Here is a 22,116-nt window from a genome sequence, read left to right as displayed (position 1 = left end):
GAACTCCGTTTCTTCCGTTCGTACGCCGACCGGGTTAGCTGACGGGTTCGGGCTGGGAAGATCAGCCCTACCGACCGGCACCGCGGATGCGGCTCCGGCGGGATTCACCCCAATTTGGAAAGGTGGGTTCCCGGTTCGTCCCTCCGAGGAGGATCCGATTAGGCGGCCCCAGCGACGCCGCTCCAAGGTCGAGCGACAAGACTTCGCTAGGTCTCGAAAAGATTACGAAAGCATCTCCGTCATGTCGACCTGAGCCAGGGTGTTTCGCGTGTTCGCGCGTGTTATAGGTCACTCCCGCAAGGACCCGACTCAAGATCACAACGGGATAACAACCGGTCCGCTACTCCTCGCATGGCGCGCTGCACGCATGATGCGTGTGCCCGACCCGGTACCGCGGACGGACACGTCGGCACAGGTCATGGACGGATACCGACAGGCGCCCCCGGGACACCCGCTCTGGATTCCGCGACTCCGCGCGTGTGCGGCCACGCCGAAATCGATCTCCGGTACCGAGAACCTGAATCGAACACTGTGATGCTCGTCTCTCTTCGCCGAAAACTGCCCCGCGGCGCTGTCGGTGGGTGCGTCTACTGTCTCCCGGCGTGAGAGCACAGCCCGCCGACAGCGCCCACGACGGTCAGCTGGCCCTCGACGAGCTGGATGCACCACTGCGTGAAGTCACCTTCGTGGTTGTCGACCTCGAAACCACGGGGGGCAGCGCCGCGACCGACGCGATCACCGAGATCGGCGCCGTCAAGGTCCGAGGCGGGGAGGTCCTCGGCGAACTGGGCACCCTCATCGACCCGGGGCGGGGGATTCCGCCGCACATCGTCGAGATCACGGGAATCACGACAGCCATGGTGCGCGGCGCACCCCGGATCGACGTCGTTCTACCGACCTTTCTCGAGTTCGCGCGCGGCAGCGTGCTTGTCGCCCACAACGCCGGTTTCGACGTCGGGTTCCTGAAGGCGGCCGCGACCCGCGCCGGCATCCCGTGGCCTCGTTTCCAGGTGCTGTGCACGGTCAAGCTTGCACGTCGGATACTCAGCCGTGACGAAGCTCCGTCCGTCAAACTCTCGGTCTTGGCGCCGCTGCTCGGCGCCGACACCACCCCGACCCACCGCGCCCTCGACGACGCCCGAGCCACCGTCGACGTCCTCCATGCCCTCATCGGGCGGGTAGGCAACCAGGGCGTGCAGAGCCTGCCCGAACTCCTCGACTACCTACCACGGGCGTCGAGGGAGCAGCGCGCGAAGCGCACCCTTGCGAGCCATTTGCCCCGAACCCCCGGCGTCTATCTCTTCCGCGGCCCCTCGGACGAGGTGCTCTACGTCGGCACCGCCGTCGACCTCCGCCGCCGGGTCCGCACCTACTTCACCGGTGCGGAGACGCGCGCCCGGATGAAAGAGATGGTGGCGCTCGCCAGTCGTATCGACCACGTCGAGTGCGCGCACGCTCTCGAGGCAGGAGTCCGCGAGCTTCGGCTGCTCAGCGCTCACACGCCGCCCTACAACCGACGATCCAAGTTTCCTCTGCGGGGATGGTGGATCACCCTCACCACGGAGGCGTTCCCCCGTCTGTCAGTCGTCCGTACCCCAACGGCCGATTCGCTGGGCCCCTTCCGCTCCCGCGCCGACGCCCTCGACGCCGCATTGACGATCGCCGAACACTGCGGCCTGCGGACCTGCACCTCCAGAATCGGGAAGGGGCAACGCCACGGGCCCAAGTGCCCGCCACGGGAGATCGGTGGTTGCCCCGCCGTCGCCGACGAGGAGAACGCCTACCAGGTCGCACCGGAACTCGCACGTGCGCTCCTGCGCGGCACGGACGATACGCCGCTACATCGCGTGCGCGACCGAATCGACCAACTCGTGGCGCGTGAACTGTTCGAGGGCGCTGCGCGTCTGCGCGACCGGCTCGCCGCCCTCGGTCTCGCTCTGCGGCGCATGCAGCGGCTTGCCTCGCTCGCCGCGGTCGACGAGCTCGTCGCCGCCCGCCCAGCCGGGGACGGTGGCTGGGAACTCGCCGTCATCCGGGCTGGACGCCTGGCCTCCGCAGGCGTCGCACGACGCGGAGTCGCACCGATGCCGGTGGTCCAGGCACTGGTCGCGTCCGCCGAGACAGTCCTCCCCGAAGCGACCCCCTTCAGGGGCGCTTCTCCCGAGGAACTCGCGCTCATAGCCTCGTGGCTCGGCGACGACGGCGTGCGGATCGTGCAGACCAGCCACGGATATCGCGAACCCGTCCACGGGGCGGGGTCGTGGGAGAAATGGTGCACACTCGCCCGCGCCGCCCGGCCGCTCGCCCAACCGCCTACTGTGTTCGACGAACGTAAGAACGCCGTGTTCGACGAACGTAAGAACGCCGTGTTCGACGAACGTCAGAACGTTGAAGGAGCGAGATGATCAACGCCATCGTCCTGATCCACGCCGAGGCCGACCGGATCCCCGAAACCGCACAGGCGGTGGCAGATCTCGCCGGGGTATCCGAAGTCTATTCGTGTGCCGGTGACATCGACCTGATCGCGATCGTCAGGGTGCGTGACCATGCGCAGATCGCCGAGGTCGTCACCGAACGGATCAACAGGGTGCAGGGCGTAGTCAAGACCGCGACTCACATTGCGTTCCAGTCGTACTCGAGCGCAGACGTCGAAGCGGGCTTCTCGATCGGCGGGTAGACGCCTTTCTGCTCGCCGAGCTCAGTGGGCGGCGGCCGCGAGTTCCGTGGTCAGGGCCGCCCACCGCTCGAGTAGCGCGCCCGCCGCCCCCGAATCGATCGCGCGGGCGGCCTTCTCCATTCCAGCCGCCAACGCCTCCTCGAGGTCACCTTCGAGGCCGTCGAAGGCCGCGATGGCGCCTGCCGCGTTCAACAGCACCGCGTCCCGCGCCGGCCCCTCGTCGCCGGCGAAGATGCCGCGCGCGACGACAGCATTGTCGGCCGCGTCCCCGCCGCGTAGGGCCTCGAGCGGTACCCGAGCAATGCCGAGGTCGGTCGGATCCAGCTTCTGCGGCCGTACCGTGCCGCCGGAAACGACGTACACCACTGACGTGGTCGACGTCGTCAGCTCGTCGAGACCATCGTCGCCGCGCACCACCAGCGCGGAGTTGCCGCGCTCGGCCATGACGCCGGCGATCACCTCGATGAGATCATCGAAGGCGCACCCGATCAGGCCCGCCCGCGGACGCGCCGGGTTGGTCAGCGGCCCGAGAACGTTGAACACCGTCGGGATACCGATCTCCTTGCGCGGTGCTCCCGCGAACCGCAGCGCCGGATGGAAGACCGGGGCGAAGCAGAAGCCGATACCGACTTCCTCGACGCACCGCGCAACCTCCGCCGCGCCGAGGTTGATGTGCACACCGAGCGCCTCGAGGACGTCTGCGCCGCCGCTCTTCGACGACGCCGCCCGGTTGCCGTGCTTGACGACACGGAGGCCGGACGCAGCCACGACGATCGATGCCATTGTCGAAATGTTGACCGTGTGCGAGCGATCGCCGCCGGTGCCCACGATGTCGACCACGTCCGACGAGACCGGCACCTGGCGGGCGTGCTCGAGCATCGAGTCGGCGAGGCCTCGCAACTCGGCCGGCGTCGGGCCCTTCATCTTCAGGGCGACGCCGAAGGCCGCGATCTGCGCGGAGGTCGCGTTGTCGGACATGATCTCGTCCATCGCCCACGCGGTATCGGCGGCGGTGAGGTCACGGCCGTCGGTGAGCGCACCGAGGACGGCCGGCCAGCTCCGGTCGGTCGCGCCCGCCGCTCGCTCCATGCCTTGTGCTGCCGACCGCCGCACCATCCGACCCCTCCTGCCATTCGCCCACCGACCGCTCGGTGGAGCCTAGTCGCACCGCAGCCTAGTGCGCGACGCCCGGAGTCAGGGTGCCGCGTGCGGCTGCAGCCCCTCCCAGCCGAGCGCTGTGCCGCCGTGTCGCTGCGCCAGACCCACCATTCGGGAGCGCTCCTGCGAGCAATGCAAGGCATCGAGCACCTGGACCCGTTCGAGCCGGAGCACGACGACACCGTCTGCCACCGACTCCGGAGCACTGGTCGGCGCGTAGCCGTCCTGGGCCGCGATATCTAGTACGCCCCGGACGGCGTCGGCCGGCAGACGCAGGTGGTGACGGAGCACGGCGTCTGCGTCCACGACCCACACCGGGTCGTCTTCGATGCCACGTTCGAGCGCCGTAGAGCATGCCTCCGCATCGTCGAAACCCGAGACCACCACGACCAGGTCGGAGCGGGTGCGGTCCAGTCGCGCCGGGGCGCGTCGAGACAGAACTCCGCCTATCAAACGAGCCATGCCGCGCCGGAGTTCCATGTGCCTACATTGTCACGTCGGCCGAGAACGGCGCCCACCCCGGTCGAACGGCTTATGACGTGCTCAGACGCACTGAGTTAGGACCCGGATTACCGCCTTTTACGACAAGGCGTCATACTTCAGTGCGTGACGAGCGCAGTAGGGACTTCAGGATCGGCAATCACCCAGCGCGTGCACTCGCTGAACCGGCCAAACATGGTCAGCGTCGGCACTATCGTGTGGTTGTCAAGCGAGCTCATGTTCTTCGCAGGGCTCTTCGCCATGTATTTCGTTGCACGAGCGCAGGCGAATGGGAACTGGCCGCCGGAGCCGACCCATCTCAACCTCGCGTTGGCCGTGCCGGTGACGCTGGTGCTGATCGCGTCGTCCTTCACCTGCCAGATGGGCGTCTTCGCTGCGGAGCGGGGTGACGTCTACGGCCTGCGGCGGTGGTACATCCTCACTCTCGTGATGGGCACCTTCTTCGTGCTCGGCCAGGGCTACGAGTACATCGCCCTGGTGCAGGACGGCACCACGATCTCGAGCAGCGTCTACGGCTCGGTCTTCTACATGACGACCGGCTTCCACGGCCTGCACGTCATCGGTGGTCTGATTGCGTTCGTCTTCTTGATCGTCCGCACCAAGGTCAGCAAGTTCACGCCTGCACAGGCCACTGCGGCGATCGTTGTTTCGTACTACTGGCACTTCGTCGACATTGTGTGGATCGGCCTGTTCGCCACGATTTATTTCATCCGTTAGCCAGCTGAACGACCAGGCTGCCCCCTGACGCTTCAGCCGTCCCGAGATACCAAAGGGATACAGATACAGATGAGTTCATCCCCCCCTCCCGCAATCGAGGGTGACATGCCCAGCCGAGCCACAGCCGCCAAGGCGCGCCGCCAGCGCAAGCTGCGCCGTCGCGTCACAGGCGCGCTGATCCTCATGATGGGACTGGTCAGCGCTGGATTCCTCGCATCCGCGCTCACGCCTACGCCGCAGGTCGCCACAGCGGACGAAGACTCCGCGGCATTGATCCGCGAGGGCAAGCAGCTCTACGACACCTCCTGCATCACCTGCCACGGTGCGAACCTGCAGGGTGTCCAGGACCGCGGCCCCAGCTTGATCGGTGTCGGCGAGGCGGCCGTGTACTTCCAGGTATCGTCCGGTCGTATGCCGGCCGTCCGCAACGAGGCGCAGGCTTCCCGCAAGCCCGCCAAGTTCGACGCCCGCCAGACCGACGCCATCGGCGCCTACGTCCAGTCGCAGGGTGGCGGCCCGACCGTCATCCGCGACGAGAACGGCGAGATCGCGCAGTCGTCGTTGCGCGGCAACGACATCGCACGCGGCAGCGAGCTGTTCCGCATGAACTGCGCGTCGTGTCACAACTTCACCGGCCGCGGCGGCGCGTTGTCCTCCGGCAAGTACGCGCCCGTTCTGGATCCGGCCAACGAGCAGCAGATCTATACCGCCATGGTCACCGGCCCCCAGAACATGCCCAAGTTCTCCGATCGTCAGCTGACGCTCGAGGAGAAGGAGGACATCATCGCCTACGTCAAGCACTCGAGCGAGGTTGCGGACCCGGGTGGCTACGGCCTCGGCGGTCTCGGACCGTCGTCCGAGGGAGTCGTGGCTTGGGTCGTCGGCATCGTCGCTGTCGTCGGTGCAGCACTGTGGATCGGAGCAAGGTCATGAGCGACGCCGGCAGCGGCGATGCGCCGAAGAAGTACACCGACGACGAACTCGCTCAAATGAGCCGGGACGAGCTCGTCGAGCTCGGCACAAACCTCGATGGGGTCGATGTCGCGTTCCAGCGCGACCGCTGGCCGGTCGAGGGCACCAAGGCCGAGAAGCGCGCCGAGCGCTCGGTGGCCTTCTGGTTCATCCTCGCCGGACTCTCGGCACTCGCCTTCATCGGAATCTTCCTGTTCTGGCCGTGGCAGTGGGCGGGACCGGGTGAGGACACCTACTGGGCGTACAACCTGTACACCCCGCTCATCGGCCTGACGATGGGTGTGGCGATCCTCAGTGTCGGCGTCGGCGCGGTGAAGTACACCAAGAAGTTCATTCCCGAAGAGGTCTCGATCCAGGATCGCCACGACGGCGGTTCCGCCGAGGTCGACAAGCAGACCCTCGGGGCCCAGCTGGGCGACACCCTCGACAAGTCGACGATCGGTCGCCGCAAGATGATCAAGCGCAGCCTGATCTTCGGCGGCGGAGCGGTCGGCATCATGTCGGTGTTGCCCCTCGGCGGCATGATCAAGAACCCGTGGGCGCAGGGCGACAACTCCCCGCTGTGGGTGTCCGGCTGGACACCCCGCTACCCGGGCGAGACGATCTACCTGCGTCGCGACACCGGCCGCCCGCACGACATCGTGCTCGTGCGTCCCGAGGACCTCGACGCCGGCGCCATGGAGACGGTGTTCCCGTTCCGTGAGTCCGAGCGTGGCAACGACCACGAGTTGTTCGCGGCACTGCGCGGTATCCGCAACTCCGTGATGCTGCTCCGACTGCGCACCGAGGACACCGAGAGGGCTGTCAAGCGCAAGGGCCAGGAGAGCTTCAACTACGGCGACTACTTTGCCTACTCGAAGATCTGCACGCACCTCGGTTGCCCCACCTCGCTGTACGAGCAGCAGACCAACAGAATCCTGTGCCCGTGCCATCAGTCGCAGTTCGACGCGCTGCAGTACGGCAAGCCGATCTTCGGACCAGCAGCTCGTCCCCTTCCGCAGCTGCCTATTACTGTGAATGAAGAGGGCTACCTCGTCGCCAACGGTGACTTCATCGAAGCCCTCGGCCCGGCATTTTGGGAGCGTCGACCGTGAGTACTACTACCCAGGCCCGGATGGCGGAGCGAGCAGAAGCTGTCGACTCGCGCTATCACCTCTCAGCCGGCCTCAAGCGCCAGATCAACAAGGTCTTTCCGAGCCACTGGTCCTTCATGCTCGGCGAGATCGCGCTCTACAGCTTCATCATTCTGCTGATCTCGGGTGTCTACCTGACGCTGTTCTTCGACCCGTCATTGGCAGAGGTCACCTACAACGGTGCATACGAGCCGCTCCGCGGCATCGAGATGTCCCGCGCCTACGAGACGACGCTGAACATCTCGTTCGAGGTTCGCGGCGGCCTGTTCGTGCGACAGGTCCACCACTGGGCCGCGCTGCTGTTCGCCGCGTCGATCATCGTGCACCTGCTGCGCATCTTCTTCACCGGCGCGTTCCGTCGTCCGCGTGAGGCGAACTGGGTCATCGGCGTGCTGCTGCTGATCCTGGCGATGTTCGAGGGCTTCTTCGGCTACTCGCTGCCGGACGACCTGCTCTCCGGTACGGGCCTCCGGGCCGCGCTGTCCGGGATCACGATCAGTATTCCGATCGCCGGCACCTGGTTGCACTGGCTGATCTTCGGTGGAGACTTCCCCGGCACGCTGATCATCCCGCGCCTGTACGTCGCACACGTGCTGCTCTTCCCGGGCATCATGCTCGCCCTCATCGCCGCGCACCTCGCGCTGGTGTGGTACCAGAAGCACACGCAGTTCCCCGGACCGGGCCGCACGGAACAGAACGTCGTCGGGGTTCGGATCCTCCCCGTGTTCGCCCTCAAGGGTGGTGCGTTCTTCGCGTTCACCTTCGGCATCCTCGCCCTCATGGGCGGCTTGCTGCAGATCAACCCGATCTGGAACCTCGGCCCGTACAACCCGTCGCAGGTGTCGGCCGGTGTGCAGCCCGACTTCTACCTGATGTGGACCGACGGCATGGCTCGCCTGTGGCCGGCGTGGGAGTTCTACCTGTTCGACCGCTACACCATCCCCGCGGTGTTCGCCGTCGCGGTGATCATGGGCCTCGTGTTCACGCTGCTGATCGCGTACCCGTGGATCGAGAAGAAGTTCACGAAGGACGATGCGCACCACAACCTGCTGCAGCGTCCGCGGGACGTCCCGGTCCGCACCGGCATCGGCGCGATGGCCATCGCGTTCTACGTGGTACTGACCCTCTCCTGCATCAACGACATCATCGCCTACCATCTGGACATCTCGCTGAACGCGATGACCTGGATCGGTCGCATCGGCATGGTGCTCCTGCCTCCGATCGCCTACTACGTCACCTACCGGTTCTGCCTGGGTCTGCAGCGCAGCGACCGTGCGGTGCTCGAGCACGGCATCGAGACGGGCATCATCAAGCGACTGCCGCACGGTGAGTACGTCGAGATCCACCAGCCGCTCGGACCGGTCGACGATCACGGCCACCCGATCCCGCTGGAGTACCAGGGTGCACCGATCCCGAAGAAGATGAACCGGCTCGGCTCGGCCGGCAAGCCCGGCTCGGGCAGCTGGGTCACCCCCGACCCGGTCGAACAGAGCCAGGCGCTCGAGGCCGCCGAGCACGCCGCAGAGCACGAGCAGATGCGTGTTCTCACGGAGTACCAGGACCGCGCCCGCGGAGACGGCTCCGGCAACGGCGAGGCGCACTAGTTCGCCAGAGATCGAACGGGAGAGGCCCCGAACCATACCGGTTCGGGGCCTCTCCCGTTCTCGGTGTTCCTGAAGAGCTGGTGTTCCTGAAGAGCTGGTGTTCCTGAAGAGCTGGTGTGCCTGAAGGAACGTCGGAGCTTCAGCAACCGAGCTGATCGGCAAGATCGAGGAAGTCCGCGGCGTTGACGTCGAAATCCGATTCGTAGGTCGTGTCGACGACCCCGTGTGGGCCGAACTCCACCGGGCGGGCCACGAAGGCCGTCCGGAAGCCGAGTTCCCCTGCCGCTCGCAGGTCGTATTTGTGGCACGCGACCATCATGATGTCTTGTTGCGCAAACCCCAGGTAGCGGGCCGCCATGCGATAGATCCTCGGGTCGGGCTTGAACACACCGCCCATCTCCGCGGTGAACACGGCGTCCCACCTCATGCCGCCGGACTTCGACATCTCCACGACCGCAGCAACGTCCGCGTTGGAGAGCGTGGCGATCGTGAACCGTCCACGTAACCGATCCAGGCCAGCAGTCGTGTCCGGCCACGGTTCGAGTCGTCGCCATGCACTCGTCGCACGCTCACGATCGGCATCCGACCAGCCGGTCACGCCCCACTCGTCCAACAGGACATCAAGCGCATCCCGGTACATCGAGTGCACGGATACCCACTCGCCTCCCCTGATCGACGCGTGCTCGACGGATGCGAAGTACGCTGCGCGCCAGCGATCGACGATCCCCTCCCAATCCTGTCGGATGTTGCGCCCGGCATCGACGGCACGAAGCACACCCGACACGGTCGCGTGAAACTCGGCGGCTGTTCCCTGGACGTCGAACAGCAGAGCCTTCGGCATGTCAGTCGCCATCACGATCCCTTCGCTCACTCCGACACCGCCCGCGGTTCCAGGCGCACCCAATTCCCCGACGCACCCAATTCTCGGACAACACCGCTACCGATCGGGGTCCCGACGGCGACGAGTTTCGCGACGGACGCTACGCAACGGTCCGCGACGGATCACCGAGGCAGCACCGACTGGCCGGAACGCCGAAGGCGCCGAACCCCGGACGGGTTCGGCGCCTTCGGTGAATCGGAGGGTGCTAGTGCTTCTCCGGCCCTATGTGGTACTCGAAGACCAGGCCGGCGGCAGCGGCGAGCACCAGGGCCACCGCAGCGACGATCATCCACGCCTGGAAGAAGGCCAGCGCGAGCGCAGCGATCGCGGCGGCACCGGCCAGCAGGATGGGCCAGAAGCTACCCGGGCTGAAGAAGCCTAGATCGCCCGAGCCGTCGGAAACCTCTGCCTCCTCGTAGTCCTCGGGACGAACGTCGAGGCGACGCGCTACGAACCGGAAGTATGTTCCGACGATCAGACTCAGACCAGCCGACAGGACGATCGCGGTGAGGCCGGCCCATTCGATTCCGGTGCGCGAGTAAGCGGTGAAGACACCGTAGACGATCGCGACGAGAATGAAGAACACCGTCAGGATCTCGAAGAGCTTGGCTTCGATCTTCATATCAGTTCTTGTCCTTGGTCAGGGCACTAGGGCCGTCAGTTGCCGGTGGCCGATGCTTCGCGCGCAGTGCGGTCGGTGTTGAACGGCGAGGTCGAGGTAGCGGTGGGAGATTCACCGATCGACGCCAGCGCCTCGGCGGTGCTCAGACCCTGCCCGCCTTCCTCGACAGACTTGCGAGCCTCGATGTACTGCATGAACTTCTCCGGCGTCACGGCACGGACCTCGAAGTTCATCATCGAGTGGAAGGTGCCGCACATTTCCGCGCAGCGGCCCACGAACGCACCCTCCCTCTCGATCTCGCTGATCTGGAAGACGTTGTCCGAGTGGTTCTCCTTGGGGTTAGGGAGCACGTCACGCTTGAACAGGAACTCCGGGACCCAGAACGAGTGGATGACATCGGCGGAAGCGAGTTCGAACTGGATGCTCCGGTTGGTCGGCAGAACGAGGATCGGGATCTCGTTGCTGGAACCGACGGTCTCGATCTTGTCGTAGCGCAGGTAGGACAGATCCTGCGGGATCTTGCCGTGGATCGGGCCGACAATCTCCCGCCCCTCCTCGTCCACGCCCTCGGGCGTTGATGCAGCGAGTGCGGCGGCGGTGGCGGCCTCGTCGATGCCCTCGTACCTCGCGGTGCCGTCGCCCATGTCGATGGTGCGGTAGCCGAACTTCCAGTTCCACTGGTAGGCAGTGACGTCGACAACGACGTTCGGGTTGTCCTCCTTCTCCGAAACGTAGTTCTGGACAACCACGGTGAAGTAGAAGAGAACGGCGATGATTACGAACGGAACGGCCGTATAGAACAGTTCCAGCGGCACGTTGTATGCCGTCTGACGCGGGAACTCCGGCGAGTCCTTCTTCTTGCGGTGGAAAACGACCACCCAGAAGGTAAGGCCCCACACGATGACACCCATGACGAGGGCCGCGATGACCGACCACGTCCACAGTTCGCGCATACGCTCGGCCTGCGGAGTAACTCCTGATGGCCACCCGAAGCGAAGCACCGAATTGTCGATTGAGCAACCCGACAGCAGCACGGCAGCTGTACCCAGAGATGCTGCCAGCCCGGCTCGCCGAAGGATCCGACCTTGCGCCACGTTCACGCCTTCCTGATCGCCGCAATTCCACTAGGGCACACCCGACGGGAAGGCCCAATTACTACGCAGCGTAGACCAACCGCGCCCAACCTCCACTCCCGGGTCGGGGACGGCGCCGCAGTCGGGAGCGGAGCCCGCCGACCGTACCGGCGCGACCTGGGATTCAGCTGAGAGCGCGGTCCCCTCCGACCCGTCCCCCGTGCAAACTGCGGCATACTTCCCTCGGGAATTCCGACGCTCTCCGGAGCCGTCGGGCCGGGACCGACAAACGACTCTGAATCGAGGGACTCGACGCTGTGTGCGGACTGCTCGGACTACTCACCACGGACGGTACCGGCGACGACGCAGTCACGCGTGTCGACGGGGCCATGCACTGCCTGCGCCATCGTGGTCCTGACGAGCACGGCACGTGGCACGACGAGGATCTGATCCTCGGTTTCAACCGGTTGTCGATCATCGACCTCGAGCACTCGCACCAGCCGTTGCGCTGGGGTCCGCCGGAGAACCCCGGGCGCTACGCGCTCACCTTCAACGGCGAGATCTACAACTACCTAGAGGTTCGCGCAGAGCTGGCGAGGGATCACGGCGCCGAGTTCAACACCGAGGGCGACAGTGAGGCGATCGTCGCCGCGTACCACTACTGGGGAGCCGAGGCGGTCCGCCGGCTGCGTGGCATGTTCGCGTTCGCGGTGTGGGACACCGAGACCCGTGAGCTGTTCCTGGCACGCGACCCGTTCGGCATCAAGCCCCTGTTCATAGCGACCGGAACGAACGGCACCGCTTTCGGTAGCGAGAAGAAGAGCTTGCTCGAACTAGCCGACGTCATCGGGATCGACACCGAACTCGATCCGCGGGCGATCGAGCACTACACGGTCCTGCAGTACGTGCCCGAGCCCGAGACGCTGCACGCGCGGATCCGACGCCTCGAATCGGGATGCTACGCACGCCTGGAACCGGGAAAGGCGCCCGAGGTCACCCGATACTTCACACCGACCTTCCCGGCGGCGCCATTCGCTCCCGGTTCCGAGCAGTCCCGCTACCGCGAGATCACGGAGGCGCTCGAGGACTCGGTCGCCAAGCACATGCGGGCAGACGTCACCGTGGGCTCGTTCCTGTCGGGCGGCATCGACTCGACGGCGATCGCGGCGCTCGCCATGCGGCACAACCCGAACCTGATCACGTTCACGACCGGCTTCGAACGCGAGGGCTATTCCGAGGTCGACGTCGCGGCCGAGTCCGCGGCAGCGATCGGCGCCCGGCACGTGGTCAAGGTCGTGAGCCCCGCTGAGTTCGCGGCCGCCATTCCCGAGATCGTGTGGTATCTCGACGACCCGGTCGCCGACCCGGCACTGGTCCCGCTGTGGTTCGTCGCGAAAGAGGCCCGCAAGCACGTCAAGGTGGTGCTCTCGGGCGAGGGCGCCGACGAACTGTTCGGCGGCTACACCATCTACCGCGAGCCGATCTCGCTTCGGCCGTTCGACCACCTGCCGACTGTGTTGCGCCGCGCGGCCGGCAAACTGTCGGATCGGATCCCCGAGGGCACGCGCGGCAAGAGCCTGCTGCATCGCGGCTCGATGACCCTCGAAGAACGGTACTACGGCAACGCACGCAGCTTCAGCGACGCTCAGTTGCGGGCAGCCCTGCGGGACTTCCGGCCCGAGTGGACGCACCAGGACGTGACGGCGCCGATCTACGCGCAGTCGCGCGGCTGGGATCCCGTGGCACGCATGCAGCACCTCGACCTGTTCACGTGGCTGCGCGGCGACATCCTCGTCAAGGCCGACAAGATGACGATGGCGAACTCCCTCGAACTGCGCGTCCCCTTCCTCGACCCCGAGGTGTTCGCGGTCGCGTCCCGGGTGCCGCTGGACCAGAAGATCACGACCAGGCGAACGAAGCGAGCAGCGTCCGCGCCGTCGACCACCAAGTACGCACTACGGCGGGCGCTCGAAGGAATCGTGCCGCCTCATGTGCTGCACCGCGCGAAGCTGGGCTTTCCGGTGCCGCTACGACACTGGCTGCGCGGAACCGAGTTGTTCGACTGGGCACACCAGCAGATCGTGGAGTCGGGCACCGACCACATCTTCGACAAGGCCGCGATCACCCGGATGCTGACCGAGCACCGTGACGGTTCGTCGGATCACAGCCGCCGACTGTGGACGATCCTGACGTTCATGGTCTGGCACGGCATCTTCGTCGAGCAGCGCATCGTTCCGCAGATCCAGGAGCCGCTCTACCCCGTCAGTCTCTGAGGGCGGAACCGTCCGTCTTCACCTACGGCAGCAGCAGCGCGGCTATCTCGTCGGCCGACTCCCTGCCGTAGGCCTCGGTCAGCCGCTTGACCGCGTCGTCGCGGTCAAGGGTCCACTCCTGGGTGCCGACCGTCTCCAGTACGTACACGGCAACGAGCGAGCCGAGCTGAGCGGAGCGTTCCGCGCTCAGTCCACCCGAATGCGCGAGCAGGAACCCGGCACGGAACGCGTCGCCCACGCCCGTTGGGTCGACCTTCCCACGCTCGGGCACCACGCCGACGCGGACCCAGTTGCCGTCGGCGTCGACGATCTCGACGCCCTTCGAGCCGAGGGTGGTGACCCGCATCCCGACCTGCGCCCGGATCTCTTCCTCCGACAGCCCGGTCTTCTGCTGAAGCAGACCCCACTCGTACTCGTTGGTGAACAGGTACGTCGCGCCCTCGATCAGTCGCTTGGCATCGTCGCCGGACAGTCGGGCGAGCTGCTGGGACGGGTCGGCCGCGAACGGGATGCCGAGCAGTCGGCACTCGTCTGTGTGGCGGAGCATGGCGTCGGGGTCGTTGGCACCGATCAGCACCAGGTCGAGGCCACCGGCGGTCTTCGCGACTGCCGCGAGTTCGATGTCACGGGCTTCGCTCATAGCGCCCGGGTAGAAGGAGGCGATCTGCGCCATGTCGTCGTCGGTGGTGCAAACGAACCGGGCGGTGTGCGCGTCATCCGAGATGCGCACCGCACTACAGTCGACGCCGTTCGATTCCAGCCATGCCCGGTAGTCGGTGAAGTCGGCACCGACCGCGCCGACCAACAACGGCGAACCGCCCAGCACGCCCATCGCGTAGGAGATGTTGCCGCCGACGCCACCGCGGCGGATCACAAGGTCGTCGACGAGAAAGCTCAGCGAGATGTGCGCGAGCTGGTCGGCGAGCAACTGATCGGCAAAGCGGCCCGGAAACCGCATCAGGTGGTCGGTGGCGATTGAACCGGTTACCGCAATGGTCACGCGAGTGTGCCTTTCAGCTCTGGTCTCTGGTGGCAGTACTGGTCTCGGATGGCGCCGGAAGCTGCGTCCCGGCGGAATATAGTCCGACGCGGAGCCCGCCGGTGTAGCGGACTCCGCGTCAGGAGCATCGTTGAGGCCGTATCGGACTCAGTTGAAGGAATCGCCGCAGGCGCACGATCCGGTCGCGTTCGGGTTGTCGATCGTGAAGCCCTGCTTCTCGATGGAGTCGACGAAGTCGATGGAGGCACCGTCGACGTAGGGAGCACTCATCCGATCGACGGTGAGGTTGACACCTCCGAACTCGACGACGAGGTCACCGTCCAGCGCGCGGTCGTCGAAGAACAGCTGATAGCGCAGACCCGCGCAACCACCGGGCTGCACGGCAATGCGCAGCGCAAGGTCATCGCGCCCCTCTTGATCGAGCAGCGCCTTCGCCTTCGCAGACGCAGCCTCGGTCATCGTGACGCCGTGCGTGGCGGTCTCGTTCTGCACAGTCATCGGCTCTCCCTGTCGCTCGTATCAAACCCGTGACCGCTTCAACGGTACTCCGCGCCCCCCTATTCCTCTTGGCCCGGCCCGGACTGGACCGAGCCCTCTACCCCTTCCATTCATCACCGACCCTCGAGGTCAACGCCTCGAGTTGGCCGGCGGCCTCGGCCATGGCCTGCTCGACGGATCCAGCGAAATCCGTGACCGAGAAGGCCGCCACGATCCCGACCTCCCGGGCCGCCTCGTCGTCGACGTCGACCTGACCGGCGATCACGATGGCCGGCACCCCAGCGACCGCCGCAGTGCGGGACAGCGAGGTGACGAGCTTGCCGCGCAACGACTGCTGGTCGAATCTCCCCTCGCCGGTGAGCACCACGTCTGCCGACGCGACCTGACGGGCCTGGTCGGTGAACCGGGCGACGACCGCTGCACCCGACTCCCTGGCGGCACCGAGCGCAAACAGTGCGGCGCCGATCCCACCGGCCGCGCCCGCGCCGGGCAGATCGTCGACATCACGGCCGCACGCTTCGCGTAGTTCGGCCGCCCACGCGGCGTTGCGCTGTTCGAGGATCTCGATCGCGGCACCGTCGGCGCCCTTCTGCGGTCCGAAGACCCGGGCGGCACCGTGCTCACCGAGCAGCGGATGCTCGACGTCGGTGGCTGCGACGACGTCGATCCCGTCGAGCCGCTGCCGAGCGCGATCGAGACCGTCGAGCGCCGTCACCATGCCGCGTCCGCCATCGGTGCAGCAACTGCCGCCGAGTCCGACAACGATCCGCTGAGCCCCCGCATCGATCGCGGCTGCGATCAGCTGCCCCACGCCTCGGCTATGGGCGTGCAGCGCGGTCTCCGGGGTCGGCGGTACCTCGAGCAGTGCAAGCCCGACGGCCTGCGCCGATTCGATGTACGCGACGCCCTCGACAAGGGCCCACCGGGCATCAGTAGGGCTATCCAGCGGTCCGTCGACCCACGTCGTACGGATGCCGGTCGTCCGGGCACCAGTCGCGTCGAGATCAGCTGTTTGGAGATCACTGACGGTGCCCGCGATCACGTCGACGAACCCCGGGCCCCCGTCGGACTGCGGCGCGAGGACGACGTCGTCACCGGGCCGCGCGGCCGACCACCCGGCGGCCATCGCGTCGGCTGCCTGTACCGCAGTGAGGGTTTCGCCGAACGAGTCGGGGGCGATCAGCACGCGCATCAGCGCAGTGTATGGCGACCGCCCGACCACGGCATTTCTCCGCTCGTCCTGAGGTGTCGGCCACAGTCACTTTCGCCAGAAGGACCGTCATCCAATAACCTGGTGACGTGAAGCTGCTACGCCGAGGCGACTCCGACAATTCCGATAAGCGTGACGCCGAGGTCATCGAGTCGACCGCTACGACGTCCGAGCCGCCCGAAACATCGGGGGCGACCGAGACCGCCGGAGCATCGACGCCGGGCAAGGGCCGCCCCACCCCCAAGCGCCGCGAAGCCACTGCCAAGCGCCGCGGTCCGGTTGCGCCTGCACCGCTCACGGCCAAAGAAGCCCGCGCTCGCCGCAGGGCCAACCGCGGCAACAAGGTGGAACGCAAAGCGGCCGCCGCCCAGCGACGCGCCGAGTCGGCCGACCGTCGCGCCCGGATGCTCGCCGGCGAGGACAAGTACCTGCTCCCTCGCGACAAGGGCCCGGTCAGGGCGTTCGCACGCGATCTCGTCGACAGCCGCCGCAACCTGGTCGGGCTGTTCATGCCGCTCGCCCTGATCCTGATCATGGCGATGTTCCTCAATCCCGTGATCCAGAACTACGTCACCCTCGGCATGCTCGTCCTGATGCTGTTCATGGCGGGCGAGGGCTACTTCCTCGGCCGGATGATCAACAACAGAGTCCGCGAACGCTTCCCGGACTCCACCGACGGTGGTTTCCGCCTCGGCTGGTACGCGTTCGTCCGGGCGTCACAGATCCGCAAGATGCGCGCACCCAAGCCGCGCGTCGGCCCCGGCGACGCCGTCTGAACCATTTGCGCTGCGGGCCGGTTCTCGCACAGATCAGACCGGCCCGACTCGATTGGTAGCGTCTACCCTCGTGCCCTCCCCCGATCCGCTCTCCTCTCGCCGCACACTCGTGCTCGGCGGCGCCCGGTCCGGCAAGTCGGCTCGAGCGGAAGGCATGCTCGCCGACCTCGACGAGCACACCGCGGTCCGGTACGTGGCGACTGCCCGCCACGATCCGCGTGACGACGACTGGGCGGCTCGGATCGATCTGCACCGCCGCAGGCGACCGGCGTCGTGGGCGACGGTCGAGATCGGCGCCGACGGCAGCCTCGTCGACCTCCTCGACGCACCCGGTCCACACCCACCGACGCTCGTCGATGATCTGGGCACGTGGCTGACCTGTGAACTCGACGACGCCTCGGCCTGGGCGGCCCCGCGCGGTGCGATCGCGGCCCGCATCGATGCGCTTGTCGCAGCCGTGTCCGGCTTCGACGGCCGGTTGCTGCTGGTCAGCCCCGAGGTCGGTTTGGGCGTGATCCCCCAAACCCGATCGGGCCGACTGTTCCGCGACGAGATCGGCGCTCTCAATTCCCGCCTTGCCTCCGTGTGCGACGACGTGCTCCTCGTAGTCGCCGGTATCGCCCTGACGCTCAAGTGATCGAAGCCGAGAATGAAAGGCCGCCGAGAATGAAAGGCCCCAGCGTGACAAGCGAATCCGTGATTCCGCCGGCTCCCGACTTCGAACCACCCGCTCCGCCGGACCCCGAGATCCGAGCACAGGCGCAGGCCCGACAGGTACTGCTGACCAAGCCGTCCGGCTCACTGGGCCGACTCGAGGAGCTCTCCGTGTGGGTGGCCTCCTGCCAGGGCGTCTGCCCACCCCGGATGTTCCAACGACCCCGCGTGATCGTGTTCGCCGGCGACCACGGCATCGCGCAGGGCGGAGTATCGGCGTTTCCGACCGAGGTAACAGCCCAAATGGTCGCGAACATCCGCGCCGGCGGGGCGGCGATCAACGTGCTCGCCGACAACGCCGGTGCCGGGGTGCGCGTGCTCGATATGGCGGTCGACGCGGATACCGACCCGTCGGTCTCGGCCTACAAGGTGCGCCGGTCGTCCGGGTCGATCGACCGCGAGGACGCGATGACCGACGAGGAGACCCTGCGCGCGATCGCGGCGGGCCGTGCGATCGCCGATGAGGAGGTCGACTCCGGTGCCGACCTGCTGATCGTCGGTGACATGGGCATCGGCAATACGACGCCTGCCGCGACCCTGATCGCCGCGATCACAGACACCGAGCCGGTCGCTGCCGTCGGACGCGGCACCGGCATCGATGACGCCGGATGGATGCTCAAGACGGCCGCTATCCGTGATGGATTGCGGCGAGCGCGCTCCTACACCCGCGACGCCGTCGGTCTGCTCCGTACGGTCTCGGGAGCCGACCTGGCCGCGATGGCCGGGTTCCTCGCGCAGGCCGCCGTCCGCCGCACACCGGTAATCCTCGACGGTCTCGTCGTCACCGCCTCCGCGCTCATCTCCGAGGAGTTCGCCCCCGGCGCTCGCGAGTGGTGGGTCGCCGGCCACCGCTCCACCGAACCGGCCCACACGATCGCCCTGCGGCACCTCGGTCTCGAACCGATTCTCGAGTTGAACATGCGCCTCGGCGAGGGCTCGGGCGCCATCATGGCCCTGCCGGTGCTCCAGGGGGCCGTGGCAACTCTGGCGCACATGGCGACGTTCGCCGAGGCCGGCGTGAGCGACAACACCGGCGTGGACGCCGAAGACCACCCAGCCGTGGACGCCGAAGACCACCCAGCCGTGGACGCCGAAGACCACCCAGCCGTGGACGCCGAACACCACCCAGCCGTGGACGCCGAACACCACCCAGCCGTGGACGCCGGAACGGGATCGGACTGATCGTGCGGAGCGCGGTCACCGGGCTGGCACTGGCCCTGTCCTGGTTGACGGTGCTGCCGGTCCGCGGCCCGCGCGACATCGGTCGCCCCGAGGGCCGACGCGCAATCGCCGCGGCCCCCGTGGTGGGCGTGGTACTAGGGGCTGTCGCGGCCGGCTTGCTCTGGCTGCTGCAGTGGGGCCGCCTCGAACCGGCACTCGCGGGCCTGCTGACCGTCGGGGCCCTGGCACTTGTCACCCGCGGCATGCACATCGACGGTCTCGCCGACACCGCCGACGGCCTCGGTTGCTACGGGCCGCCCGAGCGGGCACGCCAGATCATGCACAGCGGCAGTGCCGGCCCATTCGGGGTCACCGCGCTGGTCGTGACGATCGGCGTCCAAGCTCTAGCCTTCGGGACACTGGCGGCCTACAGCTCCTGGTTCGCGGTGGCCGTCGCCCTCACTGCGGGGCGGGTCGCGGTCGTATTCGCTTGCCGCCGTGGGATTCCCGCGTCCAGTGAACACGGTTTCGGTGCGCTTGTGGCAGGTTCTCAGCCGTCGTGGGCTGCGGCGATGTGGGGCACGGCATTGGTCGTCGCCGCCGCGTGGGCGGTCCCGGACCGGTGGTGGCAGGGCCCGCTCGTGGTGGCCGTGGCCCTGGCCGCCGCCGTGCTGCTGGTGCGGCACTGCGTCCGGCGCTTCGAAGGCATCAACGGCGACGTGCTCGGCGCCGCTGTCGAGTTCACGGTCGCGGCGACCGCTGTCGGGTTCCTGCTCGGAGGCTGACGGGCCAACGGCCAGTTCCCGAACCATCGGCCGACAGGCCCGTCAGCCAACCCCCTGTCCGTCGTGCGCAGGCGCGTTGCGCAGCGTGGTCATCCAGCCGTGGGTGTCGGCGAAAGTGCCACGCTGGATGCCGGTGAGAGTGTCGCGTAGTGCCATCGAGATCTTGCCGGGCTCGCCGTCGCCGATCGTGAACTCGCCCTCGGCTGATTTGACCCAGGCGACAGGGGTGATGACGGCTGCGGTGCCACACGCGAACACCTCGGTGAGCTCCCCCGACAGAGCCTTCTCGGTCCACTCATCGGTACTGATCCTGCGCTCCTCGACAGCGAAACCGGCATCGGTCGCGAGAGTCACCAGAGAGTCCCGGGTGATGCCCGGCAGCAGCGATCCGGACAGCGAAGGCGTCACCAAGCGAGCCTCGGGGCCCGAGCCGAAGATGAAGAACAGGTTCATCGCACCCATCTCTTCGACATACTTGCGCTCGATCGCGTCGAGCCACACCACCTGGTCGCAGCCATGGTTTGCGGCCTCCGCCTGCGCGAGCAGGGACCCCGCATAGTTGCCGGCGAACTTGGCGGCTCCGGTGCCGCCTGGGGCGGCCCGCACGTACTCGCGCGACAGCCACACACTCACGGGCTTGACCCCGCGCGGGAAGTAGGCGCCAGCCGGAGACGCGATCAGCAGGTAGCGGTACTGCTTGGCCGGACGAATGCCCAGACCGACCTCGCTGGCGTACATGAAAGGACGCAAGTACAACGCGTCTTCGCTGCCGGCGGCGGGAACCCACGCCTCGTCCACCTCGAGCAGCGCTTCGATAGAACCCACGAACAGCTCGTCGGGCAGTTCCGGCATCGCCAGCCGGCGAGCCGAGTCGCGCATGCGCTCGGCGTTGGCGGTGACACGGAACGACCCGATACTGCCGTCCGGCTGACGGTACGCCTTGAGGCCCTCGAAGATCGCCTGCCCGTAGTGCAGCACCATCGCGGCAGGGTCGAGCTCGAGGGGGCCGTACGGCACAACCTCGGCGTCGTGCCAACCCCGGCCCTCGGTGTACATGATCGAGACCATGTGATCGGTGAAGTACCGGCCGAACCCGGGCGACTCCAGAATCCCGCGCCGCGCCTCGTCGGTCGCGGGGGAAGGATGCTGGGTGAGCACGAATTCGAGGCCGTCTGTCATGAGCCGGAATCCTATCGAACGGAGATTCGCCGCTTGCCAGGTATGGAGCGTTACTTGGTGTGAACCGGCACGAACGGAGGGGTGACGACCTCGCAGCGAAGGGTACGTCCACGCACGTCGACGGTGACCTCGTCGCCGGCCGACAGGTCCGCGGAGGTGTCGAGCAAGGCAAGCGCTATGCCGACCTTCAAAGTCGGCGAGAACGTGCCCGACGTCGTCTCCCCGATCGCGGCACCGTCACGCGAGACGGCCTGCCCCTGACGCAGCACCCCCCGGTCGAGGGCCTTGATCCCCCACAGACGCCGGGCCGGGCCGGCCTCCTTCTCTGCGACGAGCGCATCGCGGCCGAAGAACTGGGGTTTGGACCATCCGATCGCCCAGCCACACCGCGCCTGCAGCGGAGAGATTTCGAGCGACAGTTCGTGCCCGTGCAGCGGGTAACCCGCCTCGGTTCGGAGGGTGTCGCGGGCGCCCAGGCCCGCGACCTCACCGCCGTGGGCGCGGACGGCGTCGACCAACGCCCGGAAGAGCGCCTCACTGTCGGCCCAGCGCGGCACCAGTTCGTAGCCCCGCTCACCGGTGTAGCCGCTGCGGCACACCCGGACAGGCGCGCCGTTCCAATCGGCGTCCACGAAGGCCATGTACGGGATGTCGGTGGGCAGACCCAGTGCCGTGAGGACCTCGGCGGACCTCGGCCCCTGGACAGCGAACACACCGTAGTCGCGGTGCTGATCGGTGATCTCGAGCCCCACCGGCGCGACGGCCTGCAGACGCGCGACGACATCGGCGGTGTTGGCTGCGTTCGGCACGAGGAACACCTCGTCGTCGGCGACGTAGTAGGCGATCAGATCATCGACGACTCCGCCTGTTTCGGTGCAGCACAGCGTGTACTGGGCCCGGCCCGGTCCGATCTTGGCGAGATCGGCGGTGAGGGTCGAGTTGACGAAGCCCGCTGCGCCGGCACCCTTGACGAGCGCCTTACCGAGGTGGCTCACGTCGAACACGCCCACCGACTCACGCACAGCGGTGTGCTCGGCGACGGTACCGGCGTACGAGACTGGCATCTCCCACCCGCCGAACGGTGCAAATGTGGCACCGAGGTCGACGTGGACGGAATGGATGGGACCCCGAAGCAGCTGCGCGTCGCTCATGGGCGACAACGCTAGCCGACGCCGCCGGCACT

The 22,116-nt window shown here is 67.0% G+C and carries 21 protein-coding genes and 1 riboswitch; of the genes, 11 read left to right on the top strand and 10 right to left on the bottom strand.

Annotation, left to right across the window (positions count from 1 at the left end):
• Window positions 1–7: 7 nt before the first annotated feature.
• Window positions 8–175: riboswitch (cyclic di-AMP (ydaO/yuaA leader) on the bottom strand.
• Window positions 176–602: 427 nt separating this feature from the next.
• Both EGT50_RS03375 and EGT50_RS03370 read left to right on the top strand, forming a co-directional pair.
• On the top strand, window positions 603–2,405 hold the full coding sequence (locus tag EGT50_RS03375) for a DEDD exonuclease domain-containing protein (protein ID WP_127951143.1): 1,803 nt from the start codon (window positions 603–605) through the stop codon (window positions 2,403–2,405).
• A complete protein-coding gene (locus EGT50_RS03370; protein ID WP_127951142.1) occupies window positions 2,402–2,677 on the top strand; it encodes an Lrp/AsnC family transcriptional regulator in 276 nt (91 codons plus the stop codon). Before EGT50_RS03375 ends, EGT50_RS03370 begins: the two co-directional genes overlap by 4 nt.
• Before the next feature lie 21 nt (window positions 2,678–2,698).
• On the opposite strand, the gene trpD is transcribed toward EGT50_RS03370, so the two are convergent.
• The gene (trpD, locus tag EGT50_RS03365; RefSeq protein ID WP_127951141.1) at window positions 2,699–3,793 is read right to left on the bottom strand and encodes an anthranilate phosphoribosyltransferase; all 1,095 of its coding nucleotides are present in this window, start codon (window positions 3,791–3,793) and stop codon (window positions 2,699–2,701) included.
• Window positions 3,794–3,871: 78 nt separating this feature from the next.
• Window positions 3,872–4,297: a ribonuclease E inhibitor RraB gene (locus EGT50_RS03360; protein WP_235870525.1), complete on the bottom strand. Its 426-nt coding sequence runs from the start codon at window positions 4,295–4,297 to the stop codon at window positions 3,872–3,874.
• A gap of 144 nt (window positions 4,298–4,441) precedes the next feature.
• Between EGT50_RS03360 and ctaE the strand changes: the two genes are divergently transcribed.
• The 4 genes from ctaE to qcrB all read left to right on the top strand — a co-directional run bounded on the left by ctaE (window position 4,442) and on the right by qcrB (window position 8,762).
• Entirely contained in the window at window positions 4,442–5,053 is a 612-nt protein-coding gene (gene ctaE, locus EGT50_RS03355) for an aa3-type cytochrome oxidase subunit III (protein WP_127951139.1), read from the top strand.
• Window positions 5,054–5,122: 69 nt separating this feature from the next.
• Window positions 5,123–5,986, top strand: a complete 864-nt coding sequence (gene qcrC, locus EGT50_RS03350) for a cytochrome bc1 complex diheme cytochrome c subunit (RefSeq protein ID WP_206615205.1) — start codon at window positions 5,123–5,125, stop codon at window positions 5,984–5,986.
• Window positions 5,983–7,119, top strand: coding sequence for a cytochrome bc1 complex Rieske iron-sulfur subunit (qcrA, locus tag EGT50_RS03345; RefSeq protein ID WP_127951138.1), 1,137 nt, complete (start codon window positions 5,983–5,985; stop codon window positions 7,117–7,119). Before qcrC ends, qcrA begins: the two co-directional genes overlap by 4 nt.
• Before the next feature lie 20 nt (window positions 7,120–7,139).
• Window positions 7,140–8,762, top strand: coding sequence for a cytochrome bc1 complex cytochrome b subunit (qcrB, locus tag EGT50_RS03340; RefSeq protein ID WP_127951379.1), 1,623 nt, complete (start codon window positions 7,140–7,142; stop codon window positions 8,760–8,762).
• Between the two features lie 139 nt (window positions 8,763–8,901).
• Here qcrB and EGT50_RS03335 read toward each other — a convergent pair whose 3' ends face one another.
• The 3 genes from EGT50_RS03335 to ctaC all read right to left on the bottom strand — a co-directional run bounded on the left by EGT50_RS03335 (window position 8,902) and on the right by ctaC (window position 11,364).
• Complete coding sequence (locus EGT50_RS03335) at window positions 8,902–9,615, bottom strand: haloacid dehalogenase type II (protein WP_127951137.1); 714 nt, start codon at window positions 9,613–9,615, stop codon at window positions 8,902–8,904.
• Between the two features lie 232 nt (window positions 9,616–9,847).
• Window positions 9,848–10,264 (bottom strand): cytochrome c oxidase subunit 4, encoded by a 417-nt coding sequence (locus tag EGT50_RS03330; RefSeq protein WP_127951136.1) that lies wholly within the window; start codon window positions 10,262–10,264, stop codon window positions 9,848–9,850.
• Window positions 10,265–10,299: 35 nt separating this feature from the next.
• Window positions 10,300–11,364: an aa3-type cytochrome oxidase subunit II gene (gene ctaC / locus EGT50_RS03325; protein WP_127951135.1), complete on the bottom strand. Its 1,065-nt coding sequence runs from the start codon at window positions 11,362–11,364 to the stop codon at window positions 10,300–10,302.
• A 290-nt stretch (window positions 11,365–11,654) separates the two neighbouring features.
• Between ctaC and asnB the strand changes: the two genes are divergently transcribed.
• Complete coding sequence (gene asnB, locus EGT50_RS03320; RefSeq protein WP_127951134.1) at window positions 11,655–13,610, top strand: asparagine synthase (glutamine-hydrolyzing); 1,956 nt, start codon at window positions 11,655–11,657, stop codon at window positions 13,608–13,610.
• Window positions 13,611–13,632: 22 nt separating this feature from the next.
• Here the strand turns inward: asnB and EGT50_RS03315 are convergent, their stop codons facing one another.
• The 3 genes from EGT50_RS03315 to EGT50_RS03305 all read right to left on the bottom strand — a co-directional run bounded on the left by EGT50_RS03315 (window position 13,633) and on the right by EGT50_RS03305 (window position 16,300).
• Window positions 13,633–14,610, bottom strand: a complete 978-nt coding sequence (locus tag EGT50_RS03315; RefSeq protein ID WP_127951133.1) for a carbohydrate kinase family protein — start codon at window positions 14,608–14,610, stop codon at window positions 13,633–13,635.
• Between the two features lie 147 nt (window positions 14,611–14,757).
• The gene (locus tag EGT50_RS03310; RefSeq protein ID WP_127951132.1) at window positions 14,758–15,108 is read right to left on the bottom strand and encodes a HesB/IscA family protein; all 351 of its coding nucleotides are present in this window, start codon (window positions 15,106–15,108) and stop codon (window positions 14,758–14,760) included.
• Window positions 15,109–15,205: 97 nt separating this feature from the next.
• Window positions 15,206–16,300, bottom strand: a complete 1,095-nt coding sequence (locus EGT50_RS03305; protein WP_127951131.1) for a glycerate kinase family protein — start codon at window positions 16,298–16,300, stop codon at window positions 15,206–15,208.
• A gap of 107 nt (window positions 16,301–16,407) precedes the next feature.
• Between EGT50_RS03305 and EGT50_RS03300 the strand changes: the two genes are divergently transcribed.
• The 4 genes from EGT50_RS03300 (at window position 16,408) to EGT50_RS03285 (ending at window position 19,754) form a co-directional block, all read left to right on the top strand.
• Window positions 16,408–17,094, top strand: a complete 687-nt coding sequence (locus EGT50_RS03300) for a DUF3043 domain-containing protein (RefSeq protein WP_127951130.1) — start codon at window positions 16,408–16,410, stop codon at window positions 17,092–17,094.
• A 70-nt stretch (window positions 17,095–17,164) separates the two neighbouring features.
• Complete coding sequence (locus EGT50_RS03295) at window positions 17,165–17,731, top strand: bifunctional adenosylcobinamide kinase/adenosylcobinamide-phosphate guanylyltransferase (RefSeq protein WP_408014584.1); 567 nt, start codon at window positions 17,165–17,167, stop codon at window positions 17,729–17,731.
• A gap of 44 nt (window positions 17,732–17,775) precedes the next feature.
• Window positions 17,776–18,990: a nicotinate-nucleotide--dimethylbenzimidazole phosphoribosyltransferase gene (cobT, locus tag EGT50_RS03290; protein WP_235870524.1), complete on the top strand. Its 1,215-nt coding sequence runs from the start codon at window positions 17,776–17,778 to the stop codon at window positions 18,988–18,990.
• Window positions 18,991–18,992: 2 nt separating this feature from the next.
• Window positions 18,993–19,754, top strand: a complete 762-nt coding sequence (locus tag EGT50_RS03285; protein ID WP_127951127.1) for an adenosylcobinamide-GDP ribazoletransferase — start codon at window positions 18,993–18,995, stop codon at window positions 19,752–19,754.
• A gap of 42 nt (window positions 19,755–19,796) precedes the next feature.
• On the opposite strand, the gene EGT50_RS03280 is transcribed toward EGT50_RS03285, so the two are convergent.
• Complete coding sequence (locus EGT50_RS03280) at window positions 19,797–20,933, bottom strand: branched-chain amino acid aminotransferase (RefSeq protein ID WP_127951126.1); 1,137 nt, start codon at window positions 20,931–20,933, stop codon at window positions 19,797–19,799.
• Window positions 20,934–20,983: 50 nt separating this feature from the next.
• On the bottom strand, window positions 20,984–22,084 hold the full coding sequence (gene gcvT / locus EGT50_RS03275) for a glycine cleavage system aminomethyltransferase GcvT (protein WP_127951125.1): 1,101 nt from the start codon (window positions 22,082–22,084) through the stop codon (window positions 20,984–20,986).
• Window positions 22,085–22,116 lie beyond the last annotated feature (32 nt).

Origin of the sequence: Rhodococcus xishaensis (genome assembly GCF_004011825.1) — a bacterium.
Classification (GTDB): domain Bacteria; phylum Actinomycetota; class Actinomycetes; order Mycobacteriales; family Mycobacteriaceae; genus Prescottella; species Prescottella xishaensis.
Note: the sequence above shows the minus strand (reverse complement) of the source record. Positions and strands in the feature narration are given on the sequence as shown.